The organism is Microcystis sp. M49636_WE2 (genome assembly GCF_030065375.1).
Classification (GTDB): Bacteria; Cyanobacteriota; Cyanobacteriia; order Cyanobacteriales; family Microcystaceae; genus Microcystis; species Microcystis aeruginosa_C.
On sequence record NZ_JASJFG010000616.1, the window covers coordinates 1 to 7,441 of the forward strand.

Sequence of the window (7,441 nt, forward strand, 5' to 3'; positions counted from 1 at the left end):
GTCGTGAATTTTTCGGCAAAAAAGACCGCAATATCGGCAAAAACCCGGAACCGGCGACAATTAAGTTCTCTGGTGTCACTCCCTACGAAGCATAAATAATCCCTAAAATCGAGAGTGGGGAGTTAGATTTAGAAGCTATTTAGCCCCAAGATTTAACTTCTGACTCTCGATTTCTCTTATAGCAATCGGCAATCAATTGCTAGTTAGGGTTTGCGGCAAAAAGTTTTTCGTGGGGTTAGGAGTCACGAGTCAGTATTCAGGAGATAGGATGGTCACTGCGTGCGCGTTGCGGGGGGTGTTAGGGTGTTAGGGTGTTAGGGTGATGAGACAACTTCCCCACTTCCCCATTCCCCCACTCCCCCACTCCTTGATAATTCATAATTTATAATTCATAATTCATAATTCCTTCCGTTTCCTGAACCATCAAAATATGATCTTCCCCGACTTCGATCGCTTTCGTCAACTCGCTGGTCAAGGTAACTTTATTCCTGTCTATCAAGAATGGATCGCTGACCTAGAAACGCCCGTTTCGGCCTGGTATAAAATTTGTGCCGATCAAGCCTACAATTTTTTATTAGAGTCGGTGGAAGGGGGCGAAACCTTGGGACGCTACAGCTTTTTAGGAGGCGATCCCGTCTGGGTATTAGAAGCGCGGGGAAACACCACTACCCAAACTTTTCGCGATGGTTCTCAAGAGATTTTTTCGGGGGATCCTTTCGAGATTTTAACCCAATGTTTAGCCCCGATCGTACCGGTTAAATTGCCGCAATTACCCGCCGGAATAGGGGGTTTATTTGGTTTTTGGGGTTATGAATTAATTAATTGGATCGAACCGCGAGTGCCTATTTATCCCGCTACCGATGGCGATCTACCGGATGGTATTTGGATGCAGGTGGATAATCTAATTATTTTCGATCAAGTTAAACGGAAAATCTGGGCGATCGCTTATGCCGATATCCGGGGTAAAAATCCCGATTTAGCGGCTGCTTATCAAGCGGCCTGCGATCGAGTGACCCAGTTAGTTCTGAAGTTACGATTACCCCTACCAACTAATGCCAAAACCCTTGAATTATTACCGGTTGGTCACGGGAAAGAATTAGTCTATGAAAGCAATACAACTCAGGAAGAATTCTGTCAAAACGTCCTAAAAGCCAAGGATTACATCAAAGCGGGGGATATTTTTCAGGTGGTTATTTCCCAGCGTTTAAATGCCAATTATCAGGGTCATCCTTTCGATTTATATCGTTCCCTGCGTCTGATTAATCCTTCTCCCTACATGGCTTTTTATAACTTTAAGGATTGGCAGATTATTGGCTCTAGTCCTGAAGTGATGGTTAAGGCAGAACGGGATGAATTAGGTAAAATAAGGGCCACTGTCAGACCAATTGCTGGAACCCGTCGCCGGGGACAAAACTTCAGTGAAGATCAAGCTTTAGCAACGGATTTATTGCAAGATCCCAAAGAAATTGCCGAGCATATTATGTTAGTGGATTTGGGGAGAAATGATCTAGGCCGGGTGTGCGATCGAGGTACGGTCAAAGTGGACGAATTAATGATAATTGAACGTTATTCCCACGTTATGCACATTGTTAGTAATGTGGTCGGGGATTTAGCAACCGATAAAACTGCTTGGGATTTATTAAAAGCTTGTTTTCCGGCGGGAACCGTCAGTGGGGCCCCGAAAATTCGCGCCATGGAAATTATTCATGAATTAGAACCCTGTCGTCGCGGTCCCTATTCAGGGGTTTATGGTTACTACGATTTCGAGGGACAGTTAAATAGTGCCATCACGATTCGCACTATGATTGTTCGTCCCCAGGGTAATCAAAATTATCTGGTTTCTGTGCAAGCGGGAGCAGGGTTAGTCGCTGATTCTGAGCCAGAGAAAGAGTATGAAGAAACCCTCAACAAAGCCAGGGGTTTATTGGAGGCAATTCGCTGTTTAAGTTAGGCTTTTTAGCCTAGGATCTAGTTAAGGGGTTAACTAAGGGGGATAACCTCAAGGTTCCAGCTTATGGCCATAAGTTTAGCGAGGGGTAATAGTTACTAAAACCTGATAGGAGTTTGGTACAGTCGTTGTAGTCGTAAACACGAATAAAACTTGGTTATTATCAAGATTTCTGGGTGAATCGCTGCTATCAGAGGTATATACATCTACTTGATATGGAGGTGTCCAAGAGAAATTAGACAGTAGATCATTCACGTCAATCCTAATGCCATCTCCAGCATCTGCCTGAACAGTGGAACCCATAGCTCCTTTTTGCCGAACAGTCCCCGTACCGTTGGGGGGGCCTATAGTAGCAACAGTACAGGATGCACAATTTCCTTGAATAACTTTAGCTGTAACATTTGCCGGCATGGTAACAATGGGTAGAGTTGGGTTGGTACTCCCTGGGGGGGGTACGAGGCAAAATATTTCACAGGTAGCTCTGGGGGAAACTCTGGTGCTGACAGAGTAGTCAACTTTATCGGTATCTCCAGTAGTCAGATTTACCTCAGCGTTGGCATTCAAAATCACTTGATTACCACCCGCGCGAACACAGGCATAAAAACCGTCCACAACAGGGTTAGGATTGACGGCGATTAGGTTAAAATCCTCAGGACAGATGCCATCAGGAGCCGGTGCTGGTGCTGCTAACCTATCGGTGACGGGGGAACTTATCCAAGTAGCAACATCTGCGGGGGTGATGTAGTTGCCATTAGCGTCCAAGTTCGGACCATAGCGCCACAAGATTCGCGGACCGGTCAAGCTACTTTCAGGGCCTGGGGAGGTGGTATAGTAAACGAGCTGGTTGGGGAGGAACTGACCTGGATTGCTGGGATTAAGAATTTGGAAAGCAAGAACTGCTCGCGCTCCTTCGGGTAGTTTATCCGTCATGATCGCAGCTTCAGAATCAGGGATAATTTTTGCCCGTCTCACTTCATCTGAAACAAACTCTAGAGTACGATTAAGATTATTTTGGATTTCACTATCGGCATTAGCTCGATAGTCACTTCTGAGCAAGTTAATCACACCAATTCCCGCCACCGAGATGACAATCACCATCATGGAACTTGCCAGTAAAACTTCTGTTATCGTGAAACCTGCTTGTCGAACCAACCAGGCGGATTTTTTTGGTAAACGGCCTAGGTAATTGATGTAGCCTAAATAAGAACGCATAGCTTTAACCCGTGCCAATTTCTTTGTTCTGTACTCCCCTAAATATTTGACATTTATTGCAGTCACGCAGATTTTCTTAAACTATCGGTCAGTCAAGTCAAAAGGTGTTTTCGGAAACCACTGAAAATTTACTACTACCTACTGCCTTGACAATTCCCCTAGAAAACTCGCGCTCAAGACTGTCTTGACTTAATCAACTTCACCACTAACTACAGGATAGACCAAGAAAATCTTCTAGATAGTGATTTAGGCGTTGCCAGAGAGTTGATTTTGTTCACAGCTATTAATCGCTTTTGGGAGTAAGTGATTTTACAGGTGAGTTTCGTACACTTGTATTAGTATAATTGTTGACCCTGAAGGAGATAAGAAGGCTCAAGGACTGGTTACAATCAAGGATGAGTAATTTTTCGATCAATGTCATCTAAAAATAATCATGCGTCTCTTACACACCATGCTCCGGGTCAATAACTTGCAGGAATCTCTACAATTTTACTGCGATGTGCTAGGAATGAAGTTATTGCGCCAGAAAGACTATCCCAATGGTCAATTTACTCTCGCTTTCGTCGGTTATGGCGATGAGGCTAATCATGCTGTCATCGAACTGACCTATAATTGGGGAGTCGATCGCTATGAGGTCGGTAATGCTTACGGTCATATTGCCCTAGGCGTGGATGATATCTATAGCACCTGTGAGAAAATTAAAGCTCTTGGTGGCAATGTCACTAGGGAACCAGGCCCGATGAAACACGGTTCTACGGTGATTGCTTTCGTGGAAGATCCTAATGGCTACAAGATCGAGTTAATTCAACTAGGAACCCAGGGGGCTGCCGTGGTTACGGCTTAATCAAAAACCTATGACTGTTGAAATTGAACGGAAGTTTCTGGTTAAAGGGGATCACTGGCGATCGCTGGCTGCGGGCAAGTTGTATCGTCAGGGATATATTCCTACCCAAGATGGATTGACAACTGTGCGAGTTCGTGTAGTTGGAGATCGGGGTTATTTAACCATTAAAGGCAAGACTGAGGGCATTAGTCGTCAGGAATTCGAGTATGCAATTCCCCTAGAAGATGCGGCACTCATGTTAGAAAACCTCTGTAAAAAACCTTTAGTCGAAAAGATTCGTCATCGCATTTCTCTGGATAATTTTACTTGGGAAGTTGATGAATTTTTGGGAGATAATCAAGGACTGATTATGGCTGAAATTGAGTTAGAACAAGAGGAGCAAGTCATTACTATTCCCGATTGGATCGGCGAAGAAGTCACGGGAGATGAGCGATACTACAATATCAATTTACAGAAATTTCCCTATAAAATGTGGTCATTGTAGTATTAATTTCCTACCAGTTTAACTCTGGGTAGATACGGCTTTTTCTGATTCGTTTAGCTTATTCGTTACCCGTCGGAGAACGCCATTAATAAAACGATAACCTTCATCATCAGAATAACGTTTTGCTAATTCGATTGCTTCATTAATCGCTACTTTTTGAGGTATATCGAGATAGAGCATTTCTGCCACGGCAATTTGCAGGATATCCCGATCGATTCTTGGTAAACGATGCAGTTGCCAATCCACTAAAGCGCCGGTTAATTCCTGTTCGATTTCCGCACGACGACGATAGACTGTACCGATTAATTCTAGGGCATATTCCCGCACTTCGTACTGACTAGATAACTGGACAATTTCGGGAAAATCTATCACGGTTCCTAAACGATTAATGGCATTGTGAGTAAGAGAAATTGCTTCTTTTACCATGGTTTGGGCGCTTTTTATATTTGTCGCCTTAGTATCACTAGCGAGAATCCTTTCATTACCACGACTAATTTCAGCAGCGGCAGTTTCTAAGGTTTCTTGAATTTCGACGGTTAAGGTTCTAACTGCGACTAAAATTAAATCGTTTAAAGTTTGCTGTTCCAGGTTTTCAGGATTACCTTTAATCTGACTTAAACTCAAAAGGGCAAGTTCTCGAGCAATGCGGCGGGGTTGTTGACGGGGAGGCATAGAAGTTTAGAAGTAGAGGAAAGAAAATTATACAACTTTATCGATCGCTATTCGGTTGGGTTGATTTTTCTCGGCGATCAATTTTTGACTAACTTCTATTCTAGCATAAAAGCTTCAAAAATATGAATTTTTAACTTTTAATTAGACAAAAGACAATATCTATCTTGAATCTCCCCTAATTTAGTCTCAGCTTCTTCAGCATTAATGGCTAATTGAGCAAACTCTAGAAAGCGTTTTAATTCCTTGCGTAATAAATTCCTTTCTACTTCCCAGGTTTCTCGATCTAAGGTCGGTGGCATAACGATCATATCAAATAAAGTGGCCTGTTTTTTATCGGGATGGGGGCGCAATATTCGCCCGCGACGCTGAATAAATTGTCGAGGATTACCACTACTAGCCAGAATGACTGCGTTTTGAATTGATGGCAGATCTACTCCTTCATCTAAACATCTAATTGCCACTAATCCTTGTAGATAACCCTCCTCAAATTGTTGGCGAATTTTTTCTCGTTCTTCTAGGGAAGTTTCTGCGGTGTAGGTAGCAACTCGATAACCTAATTGATTGCCCAATAAATGAGTAACTGCCTCTACCTGACGACGATAATTAGCAGTATAATTTTCTACATAACCATCCCCACAATAAAATAAAGTATGATCCGTGTCTAAACGCTCTTGCATCAGTTGTTGTAAAGCCTGTAATTTATTACTTGCTGAACCAATTAATCGCGATCTTTGCATTAGCAATGCTGTTAAATTTTCATTACCGTTTAAATTACTATTTTTCTGCAAAGTCCAGCCAATTCTTTGGGTTAATTTTGCGTATAATAAAGCCTCAGCATCGGTTAATTCAACCAAGACTGGATAATAAAAATAATTAACTAAAGCTCCTTTACTAATAGCATCAGCTAGGGTAAATTCTGGTTGTAGAATTTGTCCAAAATATTCAAGAATAGCGTCAGTTCCTTCCTCATCAAAATATCTTTCAGGAGTGGCGGATAAAGCCAATCTTAGACCTAAAGAACGGGGTAATAATTCCTCTAATCGGGGGGAACCTAAATTATGTGCTTCATCACCAACGATTAAAGTTTTATCGGGAAAAAATTTTATTTGTGATTGAAAACCCTCGCTAATAAAAGTTGAGTTAGTAGTTAAAATAGTGACAAATTTTTGATTACCCGCTTGCACATTATATAATTCTGTGGCTAGTTGACTTTGCCATGTATGGACACTTTCGTAGGCTAAAATCGGTTTAAGATTAAATTTTTCCGCTTCTCGTTGCCATTGATTGACTAGGTGACGATAGGGGCAAATTACTAATAATACTTGCAGTTCTATCGCTTGGTAAAGTTCCATGGCAATAGCTAAAGCAGTAATAGTTTTACCGCTGCCGGTGGCCATTTTTAAAGTTCCTCGTCCCCGATTACGAAACCAACTGATAATCGCTGTATTTTGGTAGTCTCTCAATTCCAAATCGGGGGGAATTCTAGGAATACCAGAGGGATTAACTCGATAGAATCCTCGCAATTCAGCCACTTGCTTGAGCTTGCGAGAACTCAGAAAATCTCTAGTTATTTTTTCCCAATCTATCCAGCAACTATTCATAGGACCTCTTGTAAAAATCAAAAATTGTTGTTAGGGTTAGGACACAGGAGACAGGAGACAGGAGAAGGGAGTCAGGAGCAGCGATAAACAATCCATAGCTTGGCAGTTCATCACAGTATTATAAATAGTTTTTGTATAAGCTCAAAAGTAGCAAAAAGCCAAAAATCTAAAAGCTAAAGGTTGCTCCCTATATAATTGGGATGGACTAAAAAGACCATCCCACAGCTATCAAACCACTCTTAACTGTTATCCTAGAAACCTAGGGAATGATTAGGATAATTTACATGGTCGCTACTTCTTCTTTTTGGAGAGTATTTTGCCGAAGTTTTTCTTGATCTTGGCGACGTTTTTTAGCATAAAGTTGGATTGTCACTGCCATTAATACCACTAAAGCTACAATTAACCAAGTGGTCAAATCGAGGGGTAATTGATTCTTAAATACTGCCAAAAGGACAATAACTACCAATAACAGGGTTGGTGCTTCATTTAAGGCCCGAAATTGCTGTCCCGTCCAATTACATTCCCCTTTTTCTAGCTTCTTCATGATGCGACCACAGTAGAAATGATAGAGCAGTAAAAGAGCCACAAAGGATAATTTAATATGTAACCATCCCGATTTTAAAATTTCTGGTTCTGTGGAGATTAAACCGATCGCCATGGCCACGGTGACAATCATCCCA

8 protein-coding genes are annotated in these 7,441 nt (G+C 41.9%); 4 read left to right on the top strand and 4 right to left on the bottom strand.

Annotation, left to right across the window (positions count from 1 at the left end):
* Both psaD and trpE read left to right on the top strand, forming a co-directional pair.
* On the top strand, positions 1-95 hold a 95-nt coding region (gene psaD / locus PX484_RS14180), incomplete at its 5' end, for a photosystem I reaction center subunit II (RefSeq protein ID WP_288104357.1).
* Between the two features lie 335 nt (positions 96-430).
* A complete protein-coding gene (gene trpE, locus PX484_RS14185; protein WP_043997743.1) occupies positions 431-1,951 on the top strand; it encodes an anthranilate synthase component I in 1,521 nt (506 codons plus the stop codon).
* A gap of 75 nt (positions 1,952-2,026) precedes the next feature.
* Here trpE and PX484_RS14190 read toward each other — a convergent pair whose 3' ends face one another.
* Positions 2,027-3,178 (bottom strand): PulJ/GspJ family protein, encoded by a 1,152-nt coding sequence (locus PX484_RS14190; RefSeq protein WP_353853236.1) that lies wholly within the window; start codon positions 3,176-3,178, stop codon positions 2,027-2,029.
* 415 nt (positions 3,179-3,593) lie between these two features.
* Here PX484_RS14190 and gloA point away from each other — a divergent pair, with 415 nt between their 5' ends.
* Positions 3,594-4,004, top strand: a complete 411-nt coding sequence (gene gloA, locus PX484_RS14195) for a lactoylglutathione lyase (RefSeq protein ID WP_002801217.1) — start codon at positions 3,594-3,596, stop codon at positions 4,002-4,004.
* Positions 4,005-4,014: 10 nt separating this feature from the next.
* On the top strand, positions 4,015-4,488 hold the full coding sequence (locus tag PX484_RS14200) for a CYTH domain-containing protein (protein ID WP_002801218.1): 474 nt from the start codon (positions 4,015-4,017) through the stop codon (positions 4,486-4,488).
* A gap of 18 nt (positions 4,489-4,506) precedes the next feature.
* Here PX484_RS14200 and nusB read toward each other — a convergent pair whose 3' ends face one another.
* The 3 genes from nusB to PX484_RS14215 all read right to left on the bottom strand — a co-directional run.
* Positions 4,507-5,160 carry a transcription antitermination factor NusB gene (nusB, locus tag PX484_RS14205; protein ID WP_002801220.1) on the bottom strand — a complete coding sequence of 218 codons (654 nt, stop codon included), beginning with the start codon at positions 5,158-5,160 and terminating at the stop codon, positions 4,507-4,509.
* A 137-nt stretch (positions 5,161-5,297) separates the two neighbouring features.
* The gene (locus PX484_RS14210; RefSeq protein ID WP_287670792.1) at positions 5,298-6,761 is read right to left on the bottom strand and encodes a DNA phosphorothioation system restriction enzyme; all 1,464 of its coding nucleotides are present in this window, start codon (positions 6,759-6,761) and stop codon (positions 5,298-5,300) included.
* Between the two features lie 280 nt (positions 6,762-7,041).
* Positions 7,042-7,441: HemJ family protein (locus tag PX484_RS14215; protein WP_288104355.1), on the bottom strand; the 400-nt coding region annotated here is incomplete at its 5' end.